This window comes from Nocardia sp. NBC_01377 (assembly GCF_045040005.1).
In the GTDB taxonomy this organism is placed as follows: Bacteria; Actinomycetota; Actinomycetes; order Mycobacteriales; family Mycobacteriaceae; genus Nocardia; species Nocardia noduli.
The window spans coordinates 7,066,031-7,089,294 of record NZ_CP109566.1 but is presented as its reverse complement, the minus strand read 5'-3'; the positions used below and the strand labels follow the sequence as shown (position 1 = coordinate 7,089,294).

Annotated in this window: 27 protein-coding genes, 1 tRNA gene and 1 pseudogene; 15 read left to right on the top strand and 14 right to left on the bottom strand. The window is 64.1% G+C overall.

Going from position 1 to position 23,264, the window contains the following annotated elements; all coding sequences use genetic code 11:
- Positions 1–263 precede the first annotated feature (263 nt).
- Positions 264–491 (top strand): hypothetical protein, encoded by a 228-nt coding sequence (locus OG225_RS32740; RefSeq protein WP_405178700.1) that lies wholly within the window; start codon positions 264–266, stop codon positions 489–491.
- A 195-nt stretch (positions 492–686) separates the two neighbouring features.
- Here OG225_RS32740 and OG225_RS32735 read toward each other — a convergent pair.
- From OG225_RS32735 to OG225_RS32710, 6 genes are all read right to left on the bottom strand, one after another.
- Positions 687–757 (bottom strand) — tRNA-Gly (locus OG225_RS32735).
- A gap of 116 nt (positions 758–873) precedes the next feature.
- Complete coding sequence (locus tag OG225_RS32730) at positions 874–1,917, bottom strand: tyrosine-type recombinase/integrase (protein ID WP_405178699.1); 1,044 nt, start codon at positions 1,915–1,917, stop codon at positions 874–876.
- A gap of 291 nt (positions 1,918–2,208) precedes the next feature.
- The gene (locus OG225_RS32725; protein ID WP_405178698.1) at positions 2,209–2,613 is read right to left on the bottom strand and encodes a hypothetical protein; all 405 of its coding nucleotides are present in this window, start codon (positions 2,611–2,613) and stop codon (positions 2,209–2,211) included.
- Positions 2,614–2,786: 173 nt separating this feature from the next.
- Positions 2,787–3,092 (bottom strand): hypothetical protein, encoded by a 306-nt coding sequence (locus tag OG225_RS32720; protein WP_405178697.1) that lies wholly within the window; start codon positions 3,090–3,092, stop codon positions 2,787–2,789.
- Positions 3,093–3,452 (bottom strand): hypothetical protein, encoded by a 360-nt coding sequence (locus OG225_RS32715; protein ID WP_405178696.1) that lies wholly within the window; start codon positions 3,450–3,452, stop codon positions 3,093–3,095. It lies immediately after the preceding gene.
- A gap of 199 nt (positions 3,453–3,651) precedes the next feature.
- On the bottom strand, positions 3,652–4,041 hold the full coding sequence (locus OG225_RS32710) for a helix-turn-helix domain-containing protein (protein WP_405178695.1): 390 nt from the start codon (positions 4,039–4,041) through the stop codon (positions 3,652–3,654).
- Positions 4,042–4,286: 245 nt separating this feature from the next.
- Here OG225_RS32710 and OG225_RS32705 point away from each other — a divergent pair, with 245 nt between their 5' ends.
- From OG225_RS32705 to OG225_RS32690, 4 genes are all read left to right on the top strand, one after another.
- The gene (locus OG225_RS32705) at positions 4,287–4,460 is read left to right on the top strand and encodes a hypothetical protein (RefSeq protein ID WP_405178694.1); all 174 of its coding nucleotides are present in this window, start codon (positions 4,287–4,289) and stop codon (positions 4,458–4,460) included.
- Between the two features lie 181 nt (positions 4,461–4,641).
- Complete coding sequence (locus OG225_RS32700; RefSeq protein WP_405178693.1) at positions 4,642–5,583, top strand: AAA family ATPase; 942 nt, start codon at positions 4,642–4,644, stop codon at positions 5,581–5,583.
- A gap of 6 nt (positions 5,584–5,589) precedes the next feature.
- Positions 5,590–5,823 (top strand): hypothetical protein, encoded by a 234-nt coding sequence (locus OG225_RS32695; protein ID WP_405178692.1) that lies wholly within the window; start codon positions 5,590–5,592, stop codon positions 5,821–5,823.
- Positions 5,824–5,855: 32 nt separating this feature from the next.
- Complete coding sequence (locus tag OG225_RS32690) at positions 5,856–6,224, top strand: hypothetical protein (protein ID WP_405178691.1); 369 nt, start codon at positions 5,856–5,858, stop codon at positions 6,222–6,224.
- A gap of 554 nt (positions 6,225–6,778) precedes the next feature.
- Here the strand turns inward: OG225_RS32690 and OG225_RS32685 are convergent.
- Together OG225_RS32685 and OG225_RS32680 are read right to left on the bottom strand one after the other, a co-directional pair.
- Complete coding sequence (locus tag OG225_RS32685; RefSeq protein ID WP_405178690.1) at positions 6,779–7,852, bottom strand: NAD(P)H-dependent flavin oxidoreductase; 1,074 nt, start codon at positions 7,850–7,852, stop codon at positions 6,779–6,781.
- The gene (locus tag OG225_RS32680; RefSeq protein ID WP_405178689.1) at positions 7,849–8,448 is read right to left on the bottom strand and encodes a flavodoxin family protein; all 600 of its coding nucleotides are present in this window, start codon (positions 8,446–8,448) and stop codon (positions 7,849–7,851) included. Before OG225_RS32680 ends, OG225_RS32685 begins: the two co-directional genes overlap by 4 nt.
- A 69-nt stretch (positions 8,449–8,517) precedes the next feature.
- Here OG225_RS32680 and OG225_RS32675 point away from each other — a divergent pair, with 69 nt between their 5' ends.
- Together OG225_RS32675 and OG225_RS32670 are read left to right on the top strand one after the other, a co-directional pair.
- A complete protein-coding gene (locus tag OG225_RS32675) occupies positions 8,518–9,117 on the top strand; it encodes a TetR/AcrR family transcriptional regulator (protein WP_405178688.1) in 600 nt (199 codons plus the stop codon).
- Positions 9,118–9,577: 460 nt separating this feature from the next.
- Positions 9,578–9,937: a YciI family protein gene (locus OG225_RS32670; protein WP_405178687.1), complete on the top strand. Its 360-nt coding sequence runs from the start codon at positions 9,578–9,580 to the stop codon at positions 9,935–9,937.
- A 52-nt stretch (positions 9,938–9,989) separates the two neighbouring features.
- On the opposite strand, the gene OG225_RS32665 is transcribed toward OG225_RS32670, so the two are convergent.
- From OG225_RS32665 to OG225_RS32650, 4 genes are all read right to left on the bottom strand, one after another.
- Positions 9,990–10,880, bottom strand: a complete 891-nt coding sequence (locus OG225_RS32665) for a sigma-70 family RNA polymerase sigma factor (protein WP_405178686.1) — start codon at positions 10,878–10,880, stop codon at positions 9,990–9,992.
- 162 nt (positions 10,881–11,042) lie between these two features.
- On the bottom strand, positions 11,043–11,588 hold the full coding sequence (locus OG225_RS32660) for a recombinase family protein (RefSeq protein WP_405178685.1): 546 nt from the start codon (positions 11,586–11,588) through the stop codon (positions 11,043–11,045).
- A 200-nt stretch (positions 11,589–11,788) separates the two neighbouring features.
- On the bottom strand, positions 11,789–12,328 hold the full coding sequence (locus tag OG225_RS32655; protein ID WP_405178684.1) for an LppA family lipoprotein: 540 nt from the start codon (positions 12,326–12,328) through the stop codon (positions 11,789–11,791).
- Positions 12,329–12,363: 35 nt separating this feature from the next.
- The gene (locus OG225_RS32650) at positions 12,364–14,085 is read right to left on the bottom strand and encodes an alpha/beta hydrolase (protein WP_405178683.1); all 1,722 of its coding nucleotides are present in this window, start codon (positions 14,083–14,085) and stop codon (positions 12,364–12,366) included.
- 699 nt (positions 14,086–14,784) lie between these two features.
- On the opposite strand from OG225_RS32650, the gene OG225_RS32645 reads away from it, so the two are divergent.
- The 7 genes and pseudogenes from OG225_RS32645 to OG225_RS32615 all read left to right on the top strand — a co-directional run bounded on the left by OG225_RS32645 (position 14,785) and on the right by OG225_RS32615 (position 21,230).
- Entirely contained in the window at positions 14,785–16,266 is a 1,482-nt protein-coding gene (locus OG225_RS32645; RefSeq protein WP_405183444.1) for an FAD-dependent monooxygenase, read from the top strand.
- Between the two features lie 188 nt (positions 16,267–16,454).
- Complete coding sequence (locus OG225_RS32640; RefSeq protein WP_405178682.1) at positions 16,455–17,045, top strand: recombinase family protein; 591 nt, start codon at positions 16,455–16,457, stop codon at positions 17,043–17,045.
- Positions 17,042–17,533, top strand: coding sequence for a DUF5946 family protein (locus OG225_RS32635; protein ID WP_405178681.1), 492 nt, complete (start codon positions 17,042–17,044; stop codon positions 17,531–17,533). The genes OG225_RS32640 and OG225_RS32635 overlap by 4 nt, the downstream gene beginning before the upstream one ends.
- A gap of 20 nt (positions 17,534–17,553) precedes the next feature.
- Positions 17,554–17,757: pseudogene (locus OG225_RS32630) on the top strand (ATP-binding protein); the annotation flags it as partial.
- An 88-nt stretch (positions 17,758–17,845) separates the two neighbouring features.
- Positions 17,846–18,658, top strand: coding sequence for a G1 family glutamic endopeptidase (locus tag OG225_RS32625; RefSeq protein ID WP_405178680.1), 813 nt, complete (start codon positions 17,846–17,848; stop codon positions 18,656–18,658).
- A gap of 1,433 nt (positions 18,659–20,091) precedes the next feature.
- The gene (locus OG225_RS32620) at positions 20,092–20,445 is read left to right on the top strand and encodes a MerR family transcriptional regulator (protein WP_405178679.1); all 354 of its coding nucleotides are present in this window, start codon (positions 20,092–20,094) and stop codon (positions 20,443–20,445) included.
- Between the two features lie 299 nt (positions 20,446–20,744).
- Entirely contained in the window at positions 20,745–21,230 is a 486-nt protein-coding gene (locus OG225_RS32615; RefSeq protein WP_405178678.1) for a hypothetical protein, read from the top strand.
- A 21-nt stretch (positions 21,231–21,251) separates the two neighbouring features.
- Here the strand turns inward: OG225_RS32615 and OG225_RS32610 are convergent, their stop codons facing one another.
- The gene (locus OG225_RS32610) at positions 21,252–21,407 is read right to left on the bottom strand and encodes a hypothetical protein (RefSeq protein ID WP_405178677.1); all 156 of its coding nucleotides are present in this window, start codon (positions 21,405–21,407) and stop codon (positions 21,252–21,254) included.
- 447 nt (positions 21,408–21,854) lie between these two features.
- A complete protein-coding gene (locus tag OG225_RS32605; RefSeq protein WP_405178676.1) occupies positions 21,855–22,805 on the bottom strand; it encodes a MerR family transcriptional regulator in 951 nt (316 codons plus the stop codon).
- A gap of 140 nt (positions 22,806–22,945) precedes the next feature.
- On the opposite strand from OG225_RS32605, the gene acpM reads away from it, so the two are divergent.
- On the top strand, positions 22,946–23,251 hold the full coding sequence (acpM, locus tag OG225_RS32600; protein WP_405178675.1) for a meromycolate extension acyl carrier protein AcpM: 306 nt from the start codon (positions 22,946–22,948) through the stop codon (positions 23,249–23,251).
- Positions 23,252–23,264 lie beyond the last annotated feature (13 nt).

Genomic DNA, 23,264 nt, shown 5'->3' with positions numbered 1-23,264 from the left:
CCTTGACCGAGCACGCAATGCGCCCCGAACCCGATCCAGTTCAGGTCGCTGGGCAGCCACCTGAACCAGTGCCACGGTAATCATGTTCTGCTCGAGGCGGTTTCGGTCTGGAACCATGCGCGAAACGTCGCCCGGTGCACGTGAACGACACATCGTTCCGCGCATCGTCCGGCGACGGACAGGTTCCCCGAAAAGGATCATGATGCGTCTCGCAATCCGCAGCATCTGTCGCGACGGCCGCGCTCAGTGCCGCTCTTACCACCGTGACTCCGGCATTCGCCGCGGAGTACACCCCGCTCCCCGTTGCCCAGCACACCGATGTCACTGACGCCCGGCCCATCGCGGAAGGCGGCACCGGCAGCGGTCAGTACGGCATCATCTCCACGCTGATCAGCCTGCTCGTGGCAGGAACACCTGGGTACTGTCCCCATCGTGGCCGGGTCATCAGTCTGGCCCCGCTGATCGGCGTGGGTGGGAAACGTGAACGGTAGCGATGGGTTCTAGCAGGTGCTGCCAGACCTTCGCTCGGACCCGAGCGTCGGACAGAAGGCTGATGATGCCTGAGTCGGCCGTCGACGCTAGTGGTGCTCGCTGTGTTCGGCGGATTGGCGGCACTTCCGGCACCATCGACAAGAAGTCCAGAGCCTTATTTACAGACGAAAACCCCTGGAATAAAGGAAAATGAGAGCCGATGACGGGAATCGAACCCGCGCTGTCTGCTTGGGAAGCAGAAGTTCTACCATTGAACTACATCGGCATGCGTCGTGACGCGAACGACAGCCTAGCAGACCAGGCACTATACGACGCAAGTGCCGAGGTGTCAGGGCCTGGTACCAGGCCCTGACGGGCCTGGTACTCATTTACTCCTTATTTTCAATCGGGGACCGCGAAGTCATCCAGGTATTCACGGGTGTCGGGCCCCTGTTGAGTCGGCATGACGTAGTGGCGTCGGGTGGTCTCGCTGGAAGCGTGCCCGAGCTGGGATGCGGCTTTCTCGATGTCCTCGCGGCCGATCTTGGTGCCTACGGTCTTGCGGTAGGTGTGCGGGTTCATCGGCAGGTCCAACAGGCCCACACGTGCGCGTGCCTCGCTGATCTGAGTTCGGACGTTGTTCGGGTGCCGGATGGTCTTCGCCCGTGAGTAGAACACCAAGTCCATCGGTTCGTGCGGCACCAGCTCGCGCCGTGCCCGCAGGGTGCTCACGGCCCAGCTGGGTAGCACCAACTGGCGGCGCGCCCGGTCACCTCCCTTCGGATACGGCTGGGCGTGCAGACCGACTCCAGTCGGCCATATCGCGGTGGCCTCGATCAGGATCGTGGGTACCGCAGCGTCGAGGTCGAGGTGCTTCCATTCGAGTACGACGATTTCGCCGATGCGGGCACCGGTGGCGAGCATCAGGTCGACCATGTCGGCGATGCCGTTGCCGCCCGCGAGATGGTCCGATCGCATCAGCTTGCGGACGAGCTGGACCTGTTCGCGGTCCAAGGCAATGACCGGTTTGCGTTCGTGATCGACCGGGGTGGTGAGTTTGACGATGTTGCCCCACCGTGCGGCGCCGAGTCGACTGGCCAGGGCGTACATCCCAGACAGGCAGACGCGGGCCAGTTGCGCTGTCGGCCTTCCGACCTCGGACTTCATCTTGTCGAAGAAGTCTTCCATCTTCGCGACGACCAGCTCATCGATGGTCAATCCGCCGAGCTTCGCGATGATGTGGCCTTCGGTGACAGACTTGTAACGCTGAGCTGTGTTTCGCGCACGTTTGCTGTCATCGATCTGCTTCAGCCACTTCCGGGCGAGTTTTTCGATTGTGGTGTCGTGGGTGATCTCACCACCGGAGCCGGGGGGTTTGTAGCGATTGGACAGCTTGCCCAGCAGTTTGCTTTCGGCCTTCGGTCCGGTCGAAGCGGTAGCTGTCACCTGGCTACGGCGTCCGCTCAATTCTCGGTAATAGGTGCTGGCTTCCCACTTTTCGGGTTTTGCACCTTCGGGCGTCAGCCGCTTCCTGCTGACCTTCCCCCAGGTGCCTGGCTTCGTTCTTTCGCGCGTCATCGGCAGTCTCTGTCCGACTTGCACGGCGAAGCGTCATCGCTATTCATTTGAACTCCCGTAGAGATGTATTTCCGGGGGCTAGCCGGTCTGATACACCTCAATTCTAGGGGGCACAAATAGGCTCAAATATTTCGGGCAGGGTCGAATGGTCGCGTCTGACTACAGATTTGGGGTATCCCGAGTACCGAACACGCCGAATTCATCGCCTGAAAGATAAGCATTGTGCTGTATGTCGGCGCGAGCCGCGATTTCAGCGGCGGCATCGGCTTGTTCGCGTCGCCGCCACCGCAAGAGCAGAAAGCCGCAACCGGCCGCGATCGCCAAGCCGAACGCTGTAGCTCCCAGATCCTCGGTGATGTTTCCGATTCCGCCGATCAGCCCGAAAGCGACTCCGCCACAAGCGCACGGTTTCGGATGTCGATGGGCGAAGTCCACGGTCGCCTGCACCCAGTGGGGGCGACTATTGGGACTGGCCCAGGCATGAGCGCCGGGACGCGATCGGCTTTCCTCGATGCTGTTCCGGCTGCCCGACGCCGCGCAGGTGATCGATCCGCTCTGCGACATCTCGGGCTGGACGCTGGTGTCCGCACCTGGCGACCGACGCCGAGAACGTCGATTACCGGCCTGGTCCTCACCTATGCGAGTGACTGCGGCGGGCGAGTTCGATACACACGTTCATCGATGACGTCGCTCGCACCGGCGCGAACGAGGGTAGCTACCGAGCGTGGTGTCCGGTGTCATGGGCCTGACAGAGTGGCTGGGCGCACGACTTCCTGAGCCGCGGGTGCCGGATCCCTTACGAGTGCTCTGCCGGGAATATCGACGCGCTCGTCTGCGGCGGGAGGGTCATCGGCGCGGATGTTGTCAACCTCGACGAGCCTGTCGAACTGGCGGATCAGCTGTTCGGAAGGTCCCGGCTCGTATTCGTCGGCTCCCTCATCTGTCCAAATAGTTTCGGAGGCAAGGATTTCTCCGGTCGACGCATCGAATATGCGCCAGTGGGTTTCGGTGTAGCTCGGCGAGGAGAGGTTCGATGTCATCATTCACTCCCAGTAATAGACCATGCCCTCGGCCTTCGCCCAGGCTAAGCGCACCTTGAATGCGAAAGTGATGTCAACGGCGCGCTGCACCCGAGCGTGGGACTCCCAGTTGTCGAGAGTTCGGGTTTCGATCTGCCCACGATCATTGACGAACGTGTATGACTTGACCCCTGCCGCCGCTACGCCCAGTGCGGTCACCGCACCACCGCTGAATTTGGCGCCGGAGGCAAATATGGTCAGCCAGATTTGTGCGTCGATGTTGGGGCGGTGCGCGAAGCGCATCGTGAAGTAGTGCGGGTGTTCGGCAGTGTCGTTGTACTGAACATCGGGAAACCAGAACTTTCGGAGTTGCGTGATCTTCACCGCCGTAGCTCCTTCGCGCCAGACTGGCTGTATCTCCGCTATCTGAGAGAGTACGGCAACACCGCTGTCGTCAAGAGTTGAATCGCAGGTAGTCGGGCATTGCTACTTCGGAACCTGCCGGAGAACGAGAACACTTGTTCATGTGCCTCGGTCCACGCCCGCTGATCCATCGTGGGTGCCCAGTTGTTGACTTGGTCGCCTATTCGTCGGTGACGACCATGATGCCGGTGGTCTGGATTCGCAGGGGCGGGCGCGAGTGTCGGTTGGTGGCGGCCAGTGCTCGGATGAGTTCGTTGACGAGTCGGCGTTGTTCGCGGCCGAGGATTCCCGCTTCGGGAGCGGGGACGAACGGTTCGACCATCTCGAGATAGAGGCCCGACCAATGGGCGACGTCACGAACGTCGAGTTGGAGTGCGTCGGCGACGGCGCGCAGGGTCTCGAGTGAGGTTTGGTGTTCGGGGTCGTCGATGAGTCGGGCGACGGTGGTGGCGTGTATTCCGGCGGCTTCGGCGAGTTCGTTGCGGCTGGTGAGGCCGACTGCGGCCATCGCCGAGGCCCAGGGTTCGGGGACAGCGCGCTTGCGTGGCATGTCCACACTGTAGGGCATTTGTGGACACTCACATAAGCCGTGATGCGGATGTATTCGTTCGCGGTGCAGATCTGATCGATCGAATCTGTTGCTGTACAGGCGAATACCTATTGCAGAATCTACCGACCCGATAGACACGTAGTTGGTGTGGTGGTAGTTTTCTGGGTGGGGAGTATCCAGGAGGGAGGGTCATACCGATGGCCTATCGGGCAAGGCTGAGATCGCGGACCGCTCTGCGAGATGTGATGTCGGACAGGCGGATTCCGGTGCGCGTGTTGGCTCGGCGCGCGGGGTGCGGGAAGTCCATCGTCGGCCTGCTGCGGTCGGGCGCGCGGATGACCTGCACTCCCGCTATCGCCGCGAAACTGGCTGCGGGCCTGGATATCCCCGCTGAGACCTTGTTCAGGATCGAGGAGTGAGGAGCAGCGCCGGACAGGCGAGAGACTTGTCTACGGGAGAAATTAGTTGACCCGGCGGGCTTAGCCCCCCGCCGGGTCGGTGCACATCTACGGGAGTAGTCATGCAATCCAAGTCTAACCCGGTCACTACATCATTTGTGGCCGGGTACGCCCGACATCACCGAATCGGCTGGTGGTGGTGATGGCGATCGAGTTCAAGCCCGCGGTCCGCCGTAAGAGCCCCGCTCGCCTCGCTTTGGCCGGTCCGTCCGGGTCGGGCAAGACCTACACCGCCCTGAGCCTGGCGTGGGAATGGGCGCGGCGCGAAGGCGGCGGTATCGGGATGGTCGATACCGAACGCGGCTCCGCGAGCAAGTATCAGGGCACCAACGGCTGGCAGTGGCGAACCCTCGACCCCGACCGGTTCTCACCGACCAGCCTGGTCGAAATCTTGGGAGCCGCTGCCGGTCAAGGCTTCTCGGTGTTCATCATCGACACCTGGTCGCATTATTGGATGGGCCAGGACGGGATGCTCGAACAGGTCGACCGCCGCAAGGCCGCGAACAACTCGTTCTCCGGGTGGAAGGAAGTCAACCCCGACGAGCGTCGCATGATCGACGCGATGCTCACCTTTCCTGGGCATCTGATCGTCACCCTGCGCACGAAGACCGAATACCTGGTCGTCGACGACGACAAGGGCAAGTCGGTTCCGCGCAAGGTCGGCACCAAGCCGGTGCAGCGTGACGGGCTGGAGTACGAGTTCGATATCGTGGCCGACCTGGATCTGTCCAACAACCTGCACATCTCGAAAACGCGCCTGCCGTTCCTGAACGGCCAGGTCATCGCTCAACCGGGCGCGGAGCTGGCTATCCAGATCGCTGATTGGCTCGACGGCGGCGCGGAGGTGCCGACCGTCGCGGAGTTCCGTGAACGCATCCTCGATGTGGAATCGAACGACGAACTACGCGATATCTACCTCGAGATCTCCTCCTACCGGCTGCTCGGCGCACCGACCGTCGACCACGAAGGCACACCGACCACACTGCGCGAGCTGGTAGTGGCGATCAAGGAAGCCCTCGAGGCCGTGGAAGCCAAGCTCGCCGCCCAGCGCGGCGCGCAGGATCACGACGCGGAGAGGGGGTGAAACAGAATGGCGAGACGATGTGACGTTCCGGGCTGCGGGCACGGGCTGCTCAATACCGACGAGATCGCGGATCGGTTGCGGGTGAGTCGGCAGTTGTTGTTGCAATGGCGAACCCAGCCCAAACCCCACCGGTTGGCGAACAAAGGGTTCCGGCTCAACGGTGAGTCGGGACCGCTGCGGTGGCTCGAATGCGACTGGCACGCCTACCTCGAGGCCATCGACGCACAGAGGTCGGCGTGAGTACGGTGCGCGGGCGTTCTGGGCCTCATGCCATGAGCATCGAGGCCGAGGATGCCCGCCGCATCTTCATCGAGGAATACCGGTTCCTGCGCGAAGGCTGGATGTCACACGAGTCGATCGCGCGCAAGTTCGGTATCAGCGTCGCGACGTTGCAGACCCGCGTGATGCGCTACGGCTGCATGGTCTTGACCGCGGCCGAACAACGCGCCTCCGACCACCTCGACCACCTCATCGAACGCGGCGAACCGTTCACCGCCGACGAACTGTCCGGTGTCGAGGACACGGTGGTGTTCTGGTTGATCGGCACCGCACTCAAACGCGGCCGTATCCGTTCCTCGCAGGCCGAGACCGGACGCAAGCACCGCGCCTCTGTGTACACACCGGTCGGAGGTCACCGCTGATGAGCGCACCCGGGACCGCCCCGCGCACCCCGCCGTGGTGGTGCCGGTGACTCGGCCCGATGACCCGTTCGGCGACGGTCAGTCCTGGTACGCCGTCGACCGAACCCGCGATGACACAGGCCAGCTCACGCGGGTGCTCTACGAGTGCCGCTACCTCATCGAGAGCGGCGAGTCCGAAGCGTGGGTGACCGAAGCTGGCGAACCTGCCCGACCAGAAGTTGTGGCGCATCGACCCCGCCGCCGACTACGGCCCCCTCGACCGCGCCGCCCGCGGACGTATCGACGTCGAGCGGATCACCCGCACTGGGAGGACATGTGCCGGATCGTGGTCTCGGTCCACACCGGCGAAGTCTCCGCGGACGAGGTCACCCGGATATCGGTATCGACCGCCATTACAGCTTCCATCTGCCCGACCTCATGGGAGCCCACCGGCCGCTCCGCGATCCCGAATCCGCCGACGAGTACTGAGCTGCCGGTGATGGCGCCTGTTTTCGTATTTCAGTGGGTCTCATCCGGAACCTGCCGCCCGACCTACCCATCACCAGCCCTGACAGCTACTGGGCAAACCTCGTTGGATTCTGCGCTGACTCCCGGTCGTGTGGGAAGCCGGCTGTCAATTCCGTGAGGTATTCGCCCGCGTCGGTGCTGCCGGCGAGTGCCGCGGATTGTCCTGACCACAGGTTGAGCAGTTCCGCGTCGCCTCGTTGCGCGGCGGTGGCCCGGATCGGTGTCATGAGGGCGTTCTGCGCGGGATAGGCGGGGACGTCGGCCTCGAACTCGGCCATCTCACGCGTGAAGCGGTTGACGATCCCCCGGGCGGTGCGTCCGGAGAACAAGCGGGTGAGCACGGTCGTTCGAGCCGCGGGCGAGCGCAGCGTGGCCCGGTGCACCGCGCTCGCGCCCGACTGTTCGGTGGCGAGGAATCCGGTTCCGATCTGCACCGCGTCCGCGCCGAGTAGCATCGCGGCGGCGATACCGCGACCGTCCGCGATGCCGCCCGCCGCCACGACAGGTATGGAAATAGCCTGCGCCACTTGGGGAATCAGCGAGAACGTGCCGACAAGGGATTCGCGCACCGGGCGCAGGAAAGCGCCGCGATGGCCGCCGGCGTCGGACCCCGACGCGACCACCGCGTCCATGCCCGCGGCTTCCACGGCGACGGCTTCGTCGACGGTGGTGGCGGTGCCCACGGTCACGATCCCGCGCTCGCGGGCCGAGGCGAGGAAATCCGTGTCAGGGATGCCCATCACGAAACTCGCTACCGCTGGCGCGGCTTCGAGTACGGCGGCGAGTTGTTCGGCGTAGTCCGGGGCAGCGATATCGTGTGGCGGTTCGGTGCCGAGTTCGGTGTAGAAGGGGCGGAGCCGGTTCTTGTCCGCGGCGCTGAGGGTGGTCGGTTCGCCGGGTTGGGGCACCCACAGATTGATGTTGAACGGCGCGCGGGTGCGCGCCCTGCATGCGGCCACCAGTTCGATGATCCCTTGTCCGTCGAGTATGTGTGCTCCATAGGAGCCGAGCCCGCCACCCTCGGAAACCGTTGCCAGTAGTTCGACCGTCGACAGTCCGCCGCCGAACGGGCCCTGCACGATGGGGTGTTCGATTCCGGTCAGTTCGGTGAAGGCGTTCACTGGGCAACCACCTGTCGGCCGCGAACCAGCATCAGTGTGTGTTCGGCGACGCGGCGACCGAGATGGGCTGCGGTGTCCAGATCGGCTTGCACGGGCGCCTGCTCCGGTCCCAGATCCGAGGGTGACTGCGCCATCGCGCCCAGGAAACTCCCCAGCGCGTTGAGTGAATCGCGTTGCCCGGCGGCGGTGTAGGCCCAGCCCGGCGGCAGACCGAGACCGACCCAGGTCATCGAATGTTGCGCGGCGAACAGCGACAGCCCCACCAGGGTGTTGAGCTTGTCGCCGTTGACACCGGCGGAATTGGTGAACCCGGCGGCGACCTTGTCCTTCCAGCCCTGTTCGGCCCACACCACGGAGCTGGCCTCGGCGAAGGTCTGGAACACCGCGCTGTGGCCTGCCATGTAGGTGGGCGTGCCGAACACGATGGCATCGGCGCGCGCGAGTGTGTTCCACAGATCCTCGCCGAGTTGCTCGACGTCGACCAGCACGGCATCGACGCCGTCGATGCTCTCCGCTGCCGACGCTACGGCCTTGGCCTGCCGTTCGGTGTGTTTGTATCCGCTGTGATAAGCCACGGCGACAGTGATTTCGGGCATGTTCATCCTCCGGTCTAGACGACCGGTCAACTATAAACAGGAAGTTGACCGGTCGTCTAGAGTGAGGTGATGGGAAGGACCAGCGATGCCCGGCAGCGCCTGCTCGACGCCGCGGGAGATCTCCTGCATCGGCGCGGCTACGCCGCGATCGGTGTCGCGGAGATCTGCGCGCGCGCCGATGTGCGCAAGGGCAGCTTCTACCATTTCTTCCCCTCCAAGGAGGCGCTGTCGATCGCCGCGATCGACGCCTATTGGGCGGTGCAGCGGCCCGCGTGGCTGGCCGCGCGGGCTGGCGCGGGTGATCCCGAGTCCCGCCTCGAATCACTGATAGGTGCCCAGATCGCGGCTCAACGCGTATACCGGCAGGCCACCGGCAATCTCGGCGGTTGTATGCTGGCGAACCTCGGGATCGAACTGACCGACCGGGAACCACTGGTACGCAAGAGGATTCAAGAGATCTTCGACGAGCAGACGGCGATCGTCGCTGATATAGTGGCCGAGATCAACGCCGAGACCTCCATCGCCACCGCTCGGGCGGTACTCGCCCAACTCGAGGGCGCACTGCTGTTCGCCAAGCTGCACAACGATCCGTCCCTGCTCGACCGCGTGTGGGAGCAGACTCGACGCCTGCTCGGCCCCGACATCACGGACCGTAGTCCGCGATCGTGAGGGATCCGAACGCGTAGGCCAGGTCTCCCGGGTTGATCAGCGCGGCATCGGCCGCGGCGAGAGTCGCCGCCCCGACAGCTGCCTGGTCGGAGGGCGGATCCCGCAGGTGCGGCGCATGTCTTTTGGGCGCCCCCCATCACCGGCGGCGGCGTGCGGAAGGGTCACTGCCTGCCTGGTAGCGGCGCAACCCTTCATCGGAGACCTTCGCGTACCTCACGAGGCCGCGCACCGAGGAATGTCCGGACAGTTTCATCGGCACGGTGTCGAGGCACCGCGGTGTATGCCACATTTCGGCAGCTAGTGTCCTGGTCCTGAAATGGGACGATGGCTTTGTGGCGAACACATGACAGGGCAGCCGTTTCCAGGGTGCGCTTCTCCTGTGGGGATTCCGGTCACATCGGTGTCGTGTTCGGGCTCATTGGTGTGTGCGGGTGACGCACTCGCCTATGAGGAGGACAGGATGCAGTTTGTGTTGGTGATCTATCACGGTACGTACCCGTTGCCGGGTACGCCGGAAGCGGAGCGAGTGTCAGAGGAAGTCCGCACAGCGGCCTACACCGATTTCGCTGCCCTGTCGAAGATGGAGAACTGGAGTGGTGCGCCGCCGATGGGGCTGCCCCAGGATGCCACGACGGTCACGGTGAAGGACGGTTCGCCCGTTCTCACCGAGGGCCCGTGGCTCGGAACAGGCCACGCGGTCGGCGGTTTCGCGGTGGTCGAGGCCGAGGACCTCGCCGCTGCCGTCGCGATCGCCGCGCGCGTCCCTCAGGCACGGATGGGTGGAGCGGTCGAAGTACGGCCGTCGGTCAAGTACTACTGACCGGGCCGGGCCCGGCGCGTCGTTCGCGCGCCGGGCCCGGATCACCGGCCGATCACACCGGCAGCCCGGCCACAGTGGCTGCGACACGGTGGACACGGTCGGTGTCGCGGATGACGTCGACCCTGACGATCCTGTCGTCGGCGACGGAGAAGACCATCACCGAATACGGCTGCTCATCGCGGGTGATCAGGGCGCCGATCGCCCCGTTGACCAGCAGGCGACGCAACCTGCCGCCGCGCGGCACACGCACCTGTTCGGCCACTGCCGCCGCCCCGTGGACAACGCTCGCGGATCGGTTGCCGCAGCTCCCGTAATCGGTCCGCAGCACGATGTCGGGATCGAGAATCTGGAGCAAGGCATCGAAGTCGGCCTTTCGGGCTGCTGCGTAGAAAGCCTCGACCACCTTCCGTTGCCGTGCCAGGTCCGGGCCGGGGTCGGGGACCGCGGCTCCGTGCACACGGCGCCGCGCGCGGCTGGCCAGTTGTCGTGCGGCGACAGGAGTGCGCCCGAGGATTTCGGCGATCTCGGCGAAAGGGAGGTCGAACATGTCGTGGAGCACGAACGCCACCCGCTCGGCCGGAGCGAGCCGTCCCAGCACCACCAGCAGGGCCAGCCCGACCGCGTCGGCGAGCAGCATCTCCTGCTCAGGGCCGAGATCTGGATCGGAGATCACCAACTCCGGCAGTTGCGCGTCGAGCGGGACTTCCCGACGATGTCGACGGGAACGCAACTGATGCAAACACTCCCGCGCGACAACGGTGGTCAACCATCCGCCGAGGTTGTCGATCTGCGCCGCGCCGGTGCGGCTCAACCGCAGCCAGGCATCCTGGACCGCGTCCTCTGCTTCGGCTTCGGCTACCGACCCCAGCATCCGATACGCCACAGCGTGTAACCGGGGGCGCTCCTTCTCGAAGCGCTCGGCCAGCCACCCGGACTCGTCCATCGGAAACACCATCCCATCGTCACGACTCACACAACTGAGCCGCCACGACCCACGGGTGTGACAGCAACACCGTCCGGCACATCTATGCTGCGTCGGTCGGTCACGTTCGGTGCCGCGTGTGATCCTGTCCCCGTGCAGGGGACAGTTGTCCCGACGGACAGCTCAGGCGCGCAGGTAGGCGTAGACGGTTTCGCGGCTGATCCCGAATTCCCTGGCCAGCAGCGACTTCGGTTCACCATCACCCGCACGGGTGCGGAGCTGCTGGGCCTGTTCGGCAGTGAGAGCTGGTTTGCGCCCCGTGTAGGCGCCGCGGGTTTTGGCGGCGGCGATGCCTTCGCGTTGGCGTTCGAGGATGAGGGAGCGTTCGAATTCGGCGAAGGCGCCCATCACGTTCAGTAGCAGGTTTGCCATCGGTGAGTCCTCCCCGGTGAAGGTCAGTGACTCCTTCACGAACTCGACCCGCACCCCCTTGCCGGTGAGCAGTCGCACGAGCCTCCTCAGGTCGTCGAGGTTGCGGGCGAGCCGGTCCATGGAGTGGACGAGGACGATGTCGCCGGCGCGGACGAAGGCGAGGAGTTCGTCGAGTTGTGGTCGTGCGGTGTCTTTCCCGGAGGCTTTGTCGGTGAAGGTGCGTTCGACCTCGATGCCGTCGAGTTGTCGGACGGTGTTCTGGTCGACGGTCGAGACCCTGATGTAGCCGACGCGCATCCCTGAAAGTCCTTCCCGCACCTGAAATGTCAGGTTGGACTCTGTGAATCCAGCAGACAAGTGTCAAGAAATAGGAAATCTGATCCTATTCTGACGTAGTTCGCATCCGGTCAGTGGTGTCAGGTTGGGCTCTACTCAAATCTGACATTCGGATGGCCACTGTCCGACGGATGCTCTGTCGTGCCGTGGCCAAGCCATTTCTATTCGTGGGGTTTGTCGAGGTCGGCTTGTTTGTAGCGGCAGCCGGTGGTGGCATCCAGCACCGCGGTCTTGAATGTGGCGAACCGTAGGGTGTTTCCATCGGGGCTGCCGAAGGACACGTCGTGGTGGCCTGGGCGGTCGATGAGAACCCCGACCTGGTCCATTCCGAAGGATCTGGCGATCTGGGTGGCCGACTGAAGGATCTGGGGCCAGTCGGTATCGGGGATCGGTGTGTCGGAGACGAGGAGTTGGGTGGTGACGTACCAGCCGTCGGTGTCTTCGTAGGCGCCGGAGCAGGTTCCGCTGCTGTTACGGTCACGCCGCCATTGCCATTGCAGTGTGGGGTTGATGGCGCTGGCACTGTCGGCGATTTGTTGGATCGCGGTGGTGACTTGCTGTTCGGTGGTTTCCAGCGAGGGCCAGGTACGCATGTTCTCGGCGGCCTGTCGTACTTCTGCTGGGCTGTAGGTCTGGGGGCCGTCGAGCATGGTTTCTCCGCATCCGGTCAGCAGCAACATCGGCAGTAGGGCCGCGGTCATCAGGTGGGCTGTGGCGGTTCCGATTCGAGGGCGTGTCATCGGTAGAGTTGTTCTGCGGGTAGGCCACCGATGACGACGGCCATGTTGTAGCCGGAGGTACGCAGTTTCCCGTTCCACGGTCCTTCACCGCTGGGGCGCGGGTATTCGCTGTGGCCTGCCGCGCCTTCCCGCGAGACCCCGTCGGGTGTGGTCCCGGCGCCGACGGAGAGTTGTTCGAGGTTGGTGGTGACCGGGTCGGGGCCGAAGGTGTGGGTGGTGTCGCCGATGGTGATCGGATCGTCGGCCGAGCGCATCACATAGCCGTGGCCCTGTCTCAGTCCGAGGTCGGGTTCGTCACTGGCGTTGATTCCGGGCGAGCCGTAGAACACGGCGTCATCGACCGGTTGTCCGGTTCCTGGATCCTGTAGCGCTCGGGCCAGGGTGTAGGAGCCGTAGGAGTGTCCGAGTCCGGTCAGGTGCGGATCGTCCTTGTTCGACGCGACGTCGAGGCCGTCGAAGAATTGTGCGAGTTGTGGGGCGGCGGCGTTGGCGCGGTCGGTTTGGGCCGCGTCGCTCCAGCCACCGACGTAGTCGTCGAGACCGCCCTTGGTGACCGGTGGTTCGTAGCCCAGCCAGGAGATTGTCGCCACTTTCTCCCCTCCTTTCCCAGCGATTTCCAACTGCCGCGCTGTTTCGGTTTGCAGTGCTTTGCCTTCGGAGACCATGCCACCGAGCGAGTCGATCGTGGTGTTGACTCCTGGGACGGCGACCGAGATGTGGTCGGCGTTGTCCGGATCGCCCGTGGCGATGGCGGCCTTGCCCTGCGCCCCGGATTCCATGTCCAGCAGCAGCAGGCGTGCGCCCTGGTCGTTGGCGGCGTCGGGGTTGATCGGGTTCTCCTTCAAAATCTGTTCGATCTTGTCCAGTTCGTGAAGTTTGTTCTCTACGAGCTCGAGTTCGGCGTCCTCGTTGGTGAAGGCACCGTTGAAGGGATGGTTGTCGATATCGACCTTCAGCTTGTCCCTGCGGTCTTCCAGGCGTTGACGTTCGGAGTCGATGCGATTGACATTGGCCTCGTGCCGGACCGCCGACGGGATCCCGTCCCGGTTGCCGACCCACTCGGGGTGCTGGGTGATGACTTCGCGGCGTTGCGACTCCGGCAGTGCCTCCCAATATGCCTTTGCCGCGGCGGGACTGGTGTCTGTCGGCGGTGCCGGTGCGGTGAGGTGCCCGTCGTTGGCTCCCTGCGCCGCGGCGGTTCGGGTATCGGTCGCACCGCGATCATCGATCTTTCCTTCGGCGGCCCTCGTCAGCACCGCGGCGGCATCGTTGGCGATGTCTTCGGCTTGTGCGATCAGAGCCTTGGCGCGGGCTTGCAACTCGACCCGGCGCTGCTCACGCAACGCAGCTTCCTCAGGCGTGCGTGTGGTGGTGTCGACGCTGACCACGGTGGCGTCATCACGCACCTGCAGACCGTCGCTCGCGGCGTCTGTCTCGATATCGGTCAGCTGATTCTTGATATGCAGCACAGCGACCCGCGACTCACCGGTGACCGTGCGCACGGCCCCCAAGGCGGCGGCCTCATCGGTCAACTCGTCGGCGGTCACCACGAACCGCTGACGTGCCGCATCAGCGGCTTGACCTTCCCACCCTGGCAGCTCGCCGATGTCGGAGATCTGCCCGTGCACATCATCGATTGTCTGAATATGTTGCGACAGCGCGTTTTCCAACTGTTCGAGCGCGCCTGTATCCCACTGTCGGATATTCCGCAGATCCATCCTGCCCCCTGAGAACGATCACCGGACCAGTACATTAGCTTGATCCAGAAAGAGGGGATCCGGATGAGTGACCCATGCGTCTGAACTTGGGGTGTGAGTCGGCGGAGGGCGGTCTTCCGCCGACTCGGGGTCCTGGACCGTGCGAAAACAACGACAATGGCTTGACCAGCGGTTACGTCGGGGCCCGGTTCGGGCTGCGGGACAGCGTGATTGGTGGCTGGGTTGGCTGCCGATGAGGTTGGTCGGTGTGCTGGAGGTCGAGTTTCGTGCTCGGGTCGACCGGTTACCGCCCGCTCCGTGTCCGTGACACCCTCTTCTGACCTCGACCCGGTGCTCTTGGCGTCGCTCCTCAACGGCCTGTAACCAGCCGAGCAGTGCGCGTTCGGGGCGATTTCATTCTCTGCAAAAACCTGTTGGCGAACCACGGCGACCACTGTTACCTTCTCGGAGACCGTGCAAGAGACCGAGGAGGTGGTACCCGTGAACGCAGTATCGACATGGGTGCTCCCCTCGTGGGTCATGGTCGGGCGATAGGTCGTCGTCCGGGAGCGCCGTTCACCAGCACTCCCGAAAGGCACTATCGTGCAATTCGTTTCCGAAAACCGCACCGGTGACCACAGCGTTCCCGAGCGCGATGTCATCGCCGGTGACATCTCCGACCTCCGGTCGCCGGCCTCCGACACCATTCGCACGCCCCTCATGTTCGAGGTGATCATCGCCGGATGCGGACCAACTGGTGCGATGCTGGCGTCCGAACTGCGTCTGCACGATGTGCGGGTACTCGTTCTGGAGAAGGAAACCGAGCCCGCGTCGTTTGTGCGCATAGTCAGCCTGCACACGCGCAGTCTCGAGCTGCTGGCGATGCGTGGACTGCTGGATCGCGTTCTCGAACACGGAAGGCGGCGTCCGGTCGGCGGTATCTTCGCCGCCATTCCCACACCCGCGCCCGAGGGCTTGGATTCCGCGTACGCCTATCTGCTGGGCATCCAGCAGCCGGTCATCGTTCGCCTGCTCGAAGAACATGCGATCACGCTGGGCGCGCAGGTCCGGCGCGGTTGTGCGGTGGCCGGCTTCGAGCAGGACGACGACGGGGTGACCGTCGAGCTGTCCGACGGCGAGCAGCTGCGTGCGCGTTACCTCGTCGGCTGTGACGGCGCGCGCAGCGCGGTGCGCAAACTGCTCGGCGTCGGCTTCCCCGGCGAGCCCTCACGCAACGACACGCTGATGGGCGAGATGGAAGTGGATGCGCCGCAGGCGGAGATCGCCGCCAAAGCGGCCGAGATCTACAGAACTAATAAGCGATTCAATCTTCGGCCCGTGAGCGAAAGAACCTACAGCGTTGTCGTCCCCGCTGCGGGAGTCAGTGATCGCGCGGAACCACCCACCTTCGAGGACTTCAAACTACAGTTGCGCGCCATCGCCGGAACCGACTTCGGCGTGCACTCCCCACGCGGGTTGTCCCGCTTCGGCGATGCCACTCGGCTGGCCGAGCACTATCAGGTCGGGCGTGTGCTGCTGGCCGGCGATGCGGCGCACATCCATCCGCCCGCCGGCGGTCAGGGCCTGAACCTGGGCATTCAGGATGCGTTCAACCTCGGCTGGAAACTGGCCGCACAGATCCACGGCTGGGCGCCGGAAACGCTGCTGGACACCTACCATGCTGAACGTCATCCGGTCGCCGAGGACGTACTGAACAACACTCGCGCCCAGATGGAACTGCACGCCACCGAACCAGGCCCACAGGCGGTACGCAGACTGCTCACCGAATTGATGGACTTCGACGAGGTGAACCGCTATCTGATCGAGAAGATCACCGCGACCGGCATACGCTACGACTTCGGCGACGGCCCCGACCTGCTCGGCCGTCGCCTGCCCGACATCGACCTGAAACAGGGCCGCCTCTACGGTCTGCTGCACCGCGGCCGCGGCCTGCTGCTGGACCGCACCGAACGCCTGACCGTCGGTGGTTGGTCAGACCGGGTCGACTACCTCGCGGATCCCGCTGCGGCACTGGATGTTCCGTGTGTCCTGCTACGCGCCGACGGCCATGTCGCCTGGTTCGGCGACGATCAGCAGGACCTAGACGACTGTCTGTCGCGCTGGTTCGGCGAGCCTGCCACCGATTTCACGTCCGAGCAACTGAAAGCCTGTGAAGAGGATCGAACGGCCGGCAGGGGCTGACCATCGGCAAGCATGTGAGGCGGCCAGGCCGCCTCACATGCTGCGACACAGATCGGTGATCACTCGAGTCGAAAACGATCGTTCGCGAGACACGTTCGGCGGCAGAGTGTTTCCGCAGGCGGGGTTTGTAACGCCTGCCGTGTACGCGCCAAAGTAAACCTGTCGGGGGTTTCCGATACATTCCCGGCGTGAGAATCGGCTACGGACGCGTATCGACCACCGACCAGAACTCCGACGGGCAACATGACGCGCTCACCGCGGCCGGGTGCGAGCAGATCTTCCTCGACAAGGCCTCGGGCAAGTTGGCTGCGCGCCCGGAGTTGGACAAGGCGCTGCTGGTGGCGACCCGGCCCGGTGACCAGCTGGTGGTCACCAAACTCGACCGCCTCGGACGCACTCTCGAGCACTTGATCGACCTTGCCGCCGATCTCGCCGAGCGGAAGGTGGATCTGGTGGTGCTGGATCAGGGCATCGACACCTCGACCGCGGTCGGGCGGATGTTCTTCCAGATCCTCGGTGCGATCGCCGAGTTCGAGCACGCGCTGATGTCGGAGCGCACCCGCGACGGTCTGGCTGCCGCCCGTGCCCGTGGGCGCACCGGCGGGCAGAAACCGAAACTCGGACCCCGTCATGTGACCCTGGCTCGGCAGATGTATGCCGAACTCGACGAGACCGGGCGCCGTCGTTACACCGTGGCCCAGATCGCCGCCGAGTTCGGGGTAACCCGTCCCACCATCTACCGGCACCTCACCGCGGCCGCCGAGAAAACAAGCGCGTGAGCCCGACGTTCGTGGCTGGAATTGAGGTACCGGCGTGCGAATGTGGTGCTGCGATGCCATGCATCGACTCCTGGCACGCCGCGTTGGCGGTTGAGCAATCAGACCCCATGATGTACGCATGGCACGCGCCTTTGGTGTGCGCATTCGTGCTCCAACATCGCTCGCGTCTCTTACCGCGCCACGCCGATGGGCAGTTTCGAATCCTCCAGTTCTATGTCGATCAGGGCATCGAAGCGACGAACCGCCTCGCTCAGCATCAGATCAGCCGCAACAGGCGATCCGCGAGCGGCTACGATATGGAGCCGTTGGCTCCATATACCGCTTTGCCGAAATCCGTCCCCCCAGCAGACTTTCCACTCGGCGTAAACGACCTCAGAGATTCGGCTGGCGGGTTCGTCAGCGACGGTCATCGGGCCTACGGCGACCGGATGTACCGTTTGGCCCAGACCACAATCCGCGCCTGGCTTCGACCACGTGAACAAAGTTGAACACCGCCCAGGCCGCGCACAAACTCGGCCTACAACTCGACCCCGACGACTTCACCGACACCCAAGCCATCGCCGCGGTCGCCCGCATCACCAGCGGCAACTTCCGCCTCCTGCAACGCCTGTTCACCCCGATCCAACGCATCATGAAAATCAACGAACTCCACACCATCACCACCGACGTCGTCGAAACCGCCCGCAGCACCCTCGTCATCGGTAGTACCTGACAACCCGTGTCCTACCCCAGGCAAGCGCGGCAGGACACGAGAGCTCAACTCCGCGGCCACGCCCCGCATCCGATCTAGGCTTTTCGACGTGAAACGAATTGCGGCCCTTGGCCTTGCGTTGACGACCCTCTCGCTGTGCGGGCCCGCATCCGCCGCGCCACCACCGCAACTGACACCCGGCCCCGCGGTCTACAGCGGCTACGGGGCCCTCGCATCATCGTTCACCACCCTCACCGCGCACTGGACACAACCGGAGGTGACCTGCCCGCCCACCATCTCCGGCGTCCTGGGCGGGGTCACCAACACCCTCGTGACCGGCTCGTCCATGCTGAAAATCCCCGGCCTGCTCGCGATACCGGAAGCAGCGATAGGAACATTGTTCGTCCCCCACATGGGTGCCTGGATCGGGATGGTCGGCACGAACGAGACGAACAACCGCAGCCTCGTCCAGACCGGAACCGGCGCACTGTGTCTGGACGGAGTAGCCCACAACACCGCCTTCTTCGCCGCCCCCTCCTTCGGTGACCAATCAGGACTGCCCGTCCCCGACCCCGACGCCCCCGGAACCACCTGGGACAACCCGCCCATCCGATCCGGAGACGACATCACCGCCACCATCACCTGGGACGGGCAATCCACCTATCGCCTGACTCTCGCGAACACCACCCGAGGCTGGCACTACGGCGCGACCTACCACGGCAGCGTCATCCCCACCGGCGCACTGACCGTCGTCGAGGCGATCCCCTACAACGTGCCCGGATTCAGCCCTGTCACCTTCACCGACGTCACCGCCGACGGAAAACCCCTCAGCACCTACGACGTTCGAACGCTGGCCATCGACGGACCACACATCACCCCTACCCCGCTCACCGGAACAACATTCACCATCCCATCACCCTGACCACCACCACTCACCCGAACACGTACCGACCGCCAGGCGGCCGCACCACCGCCACCTGACACCGCGAGAACACCGCCATTTATCTCTGCGAGTCACAGGTCCCGCTCCGGAGCACAGGTGTAGGTGAACCGAACGATTTTTGTACGGTGGTCAGTCCAGGTATGAGGTCGGTGTGTTCGCGCGTCAGTTGTGTCGCGGGTCGGGGGTGGTGGTGTAGGTGACTGGCCAGACATGCCCCCGGGGGAGTGCTCGGAACCGGGGTCTCGTCGGATGGTCGCGGGCCATTCGCCGGTGCGGGCCAGGGTCGCCTGGACGTGGTGGCGGATCACCATATCGAGAACGGCCGGGTTCAGGGCTCGGGGAAGAAGAACTTCGGTTCGGCCGGTGCGTGCTCGGGTCATGTTCATGGTCGGTGGTCTGGGTCGGGATCGATTCGTTGGTCGAGTCTGTAGTCGCGGATCGGTGGCCAGGACGCCCGCCCGCCCCTGCTCCACAGATACCTCCGGGGCCTCGGCGCACTGTGCGCCGAGGCCCCGGAAACTTGCGTCTGATCGGTCGAAATTCTAGTTCTGTTCGCCGACCGGCTGGGTCGGCGTCGAGCGAGGTGCCCGATCCTTACCGGGCACCGGAAAGTCCGGCAACTGGTGCAGTGGCCACCTCCTGGTCGAGCGAACTTCGTGTCTGCGGTATTTCTCGTTCCCCGCGGCGGTCCGGCCTGGTGCACCGGATCTTCTTCTCCGCTCGCGGGGAACGGTCGAGCCATTTCCTACTCCGGGCAGTTCACCTGCCCGGCCACTCGGTCTTTCCTAGCAACGGCAGTGACTTTAACCCCGGATTCACACAATGTCTACCCCCGTCCCTACAGATTTCTTCCGCCCGTCGACTCGGTTCATCTCCGGGCGTACGGGCAGGCGGAGACGAACCGGGCCGGTGCAATCGCCCCTCGCCGACCTCGAGAACCTGGCAGGGGCGGCCCGGTGGGCGATCGACCTGCCGGGATGTGACCGTGTCGATGGAGCCAGAAATTCTGTAGCGGTGGTGGTAGACATCCGCGTTCGGATGTTGTACCTTCGCCTGCATCACCAAAGTAAGAAGTCCAGAGGCCGGGTAGAGAACGAACTTCCCGGAGCAGATGCAGGCAGTACCAGAACACCCCTTCCCGGCGAGTGAGTTCCCTCGTCGGGCAGGGCGCACGATGAGTAGGAAGCGGTACCCGAGACCTGTCCTCGTTTCGGGCAGTGGGGCATCGCGTAGTCGGCAAGAATTCACAGGAGGTGATCGGCAGTCACGCGCACGTATTCCTCGCGTCTTTTCTTCCTGAGGCGTGAAAGCACGAAGTCGGTCATCAGGTACGGCTTGTGAAGTGAAAACCCCCTCGGGCCCCCGGCGCACCACGCGCCGGGGGCCGTGCCCCGTTTACCGGACAGGTGTACATGGAACAAGCCGCGCCCGAACCCACCGACAAGCCCCCGGGCAACCTCGATGACGAGGACTACCCCGCCTACAGCATGGGCGCCGCCGCCGCGGCGCTCGGGGTCACCCAAGCCTTCCTGCGTGCCCTGGACGCCGCGAAACTGTTGACCCCGCAACGCTCCGAGGGCGGGCACCGCCGCTACACCCGCTACCAACTACGCATCGCCACCCGCGTCCGCGAACTCGTCGACGCTGGAAACCCGCTCGACTCGGCGTGCCGCATCGTCATCCTCGAAGACCAACTCGCCGAAGCCCAACGCATCAACACCACACTGCAACAACAACTCCCCAACCCCGACAACGGCCCGCACTGATCCTCCACTCGCCTGCCTCGTATTCCGCAGCGGGCCGCTGCGTTCGGAACCTGCGGCCGGGGCAGGCACGTCGGTAGGCGTAGGCGGTTTCACGGACTCATCGGTCGATGAAATCGCCTATGAGGTGCTGGCGGCCGAGCCGTGTCAGCGGTTGACCTACAGCCGGGTGTATACCCGAACGGAGTACCCGGCGCGGTGGACCGGGGACTGGACAATCCGACTATAGGGCTGCGGCACACGACTTCTGCTGACGCAAACCGGTTTCGATATCGGCAACCGTCGACAAGAAATGGTCCGCAATGCTGTGGAACGAAGCTGGAAGCGCCGCGTTCTGCCACGGCTCGGCGAGGTGTTCCACCACTGACCCGACGCTTGACGGGATCGCCTCTGAACGCGGGACTTCGATGTGCACATCGCGAGGCGATCGCGTGAGACGGCTCTCGGGCGATGGGTCGCTGGGGGGATGTGATGCCGTCCGGGCGCCGATATCGCCGATTCGTTCTCGGGAGCGAAGCTTCGACCAACTCGCCGCCATCGCCGCCGACCGCGGCTTCGGGACGGACGGGCAGATGGTGGTCGACTGGCTCGGCAAATCACGCCACCCCGACGCCGCGGAAGTCGCGGTCGCTCAACTTGACGACGACACCGTGGCGGGCCACGCATTGGATGCGTTGTCGAAGTTGCGGGCCCAGGGCGTGAGCAAACAGGTCGCGCCGTTCCTGACGTCGAAATACCCGTGGTATCGACGTAACGCGGAAAGGATCATCCGCTACGACCAGAGCTGACCCCACCGCGCGTTGGGTGACTCACCAGATCACATGCTGTGCGGTGTGTCCCTCCAACGACCCGGCCCGGACCTCACCGCCGGAGATCGTGTAAGGCTCGAGCACACTGATCGCCGGGCCGTCGGCGTGCTCGAGATGCACTTCGATCCCACTGGATCCGGTCTCCGGCAACGCCACATCGACAACGACCGCAGCAGCACGGATCTCGGCCCGCAGTGCTTGAGCGACCTGAAACTCAGCTCCTTGGCCCGCTGTGCGTCCCCGGTTGCCGATTCGAGAAGCTTCCTGCCGCCCGAGGTGTCCACGGCCATGCTGAACGGATAGAAACCGCCGTGCTGAGCCAACCGCTCTTCGGCCAAGTTCAACGCCGCATCGAGCAAGTCGTCCATGTCGTCCTGGACCGGCTGAGGGTTGGCATCCCGCCAAGACATCGATGAACTCCCTCAATGATCAGTCACACCGCCCAGCTGAGGACGTTTCCCGGAAGCGATCGTACGCATCGGAGGCCGAGGTGCGAGAGAAAGGTCAGCGGATCGTTCCGGGAATCAGTGATCCGAAGACACAGCGGTATCGGTGGAGTTGTCCACCATCAATGGATTTGTACTCCATTGATCGCGAGTCCGGTCACGACGGCGATTCCCGGCCGCTATCGCCGCCGTCGGTGGAGTTGGTGAGTGCGTCGTAGAGCCAGTGGTGGGCTTGTCCCACGGTGACGCGTGTTCCGAGGAATCGAGCTGTCAGTGCCCAGTAGCGGTGGATCCGCTGATCGGTGTCGGTCGCGCCGATCATCATATGCTCGCGAAAGCGTAGGGAATCGCGTTGCCCGCGCACACCGGCGTGGGCACGGACGAATCGGTCGAGTTCGTGGCCGCAGTGTGGTCGCACGCCCTCCGATATGTGTACCACTACGTCCTCGAGTACGTCTCCTACCTCGGTGTACAGTCTCGAACGGTCGGCGATGAGCTCTGGGTTGTGCCGTAGGAGTTGCTGTTGCACAGATCGTTTCATGTCAGGATCTGTGACGAGGGCGACCAACTCGGCGTAGGCGACGATCTCGTCGACAGACGGATCCACGGGCGGCTCGGGGACATTCCAGTACACCCAGCCGTCGACGTCCCGTCGAGGTATCTGCGTAAGAATGCGCCGCCAGAACTGTTCGAGGAGACTGTGTGCTGCGGTTGCGTCCTGGGTCGCGGCCAGTAGTGCGAGCCTGTGAGTCCGCTGCCCGGGAGTGGCCGCCTCGAGGGCCCGCAGCGACGCTCGCCGCCATGCCAGCGATTTGAATTCGATATCGAGTCGGGCGCTTTCGGCGGCTACGACTTCGGCGATTGTTCTCTCCTCGCGCACGACGTCGGTGATCGAGTCGAGTCCGAGACCGAGCGACCGCAACCGCCGGATCAGCAGCAGTCGTTCGGTGGCGGTGTCGGTGTCGAAGATTCGGTGCCCACCTCCACTGCGTCGGGATTCCAGAAGGCCCTCGTCGCAGTAGAACCGGATTGTTCGCACGGCGAGCCCGGTGCTGCGCGCCAATTCGCCGATACTCACCGACGTGCTCGCCTTTGTGTTATCCGTCACAGTCTGTTGCACCTCCACCTCGGTGGAGGTTCTAGCGTACCGGTACCGCTGCTCGACCTCGTCCGACGAACCGGACCCGTCGAGGACGGGGCGAGCGGTGTTCCGCAGAAACGTGACTACTACATCGAGGAGAATGATTCATGGGCGCCACGCAGGAGGAAATCGTCGCCGGTATCGCGGAGATCGTCGAGGAGGTGACCGGTATCGACGCCGCCGACGTGGTCTCCGAGAAGTCTTTCATCGATGATCTGGAGATCGATTCGCTGTCGCTGGTGGAGATCGCCGTGCAACTCGAGGACAGATATGAGGTCAAGATCCCTGATGAGGATCTGTCGAGCTTGCGAACAGTCGGCGATGCGGTCGCCTATGTCCAGAAGATGGAGGCTGAGCAACCGCAACTGGCCGCCGAGATGGAAGCGAAATTCAAGGAAGGGCAAGGAAATTGAACCCCGCGGTCGG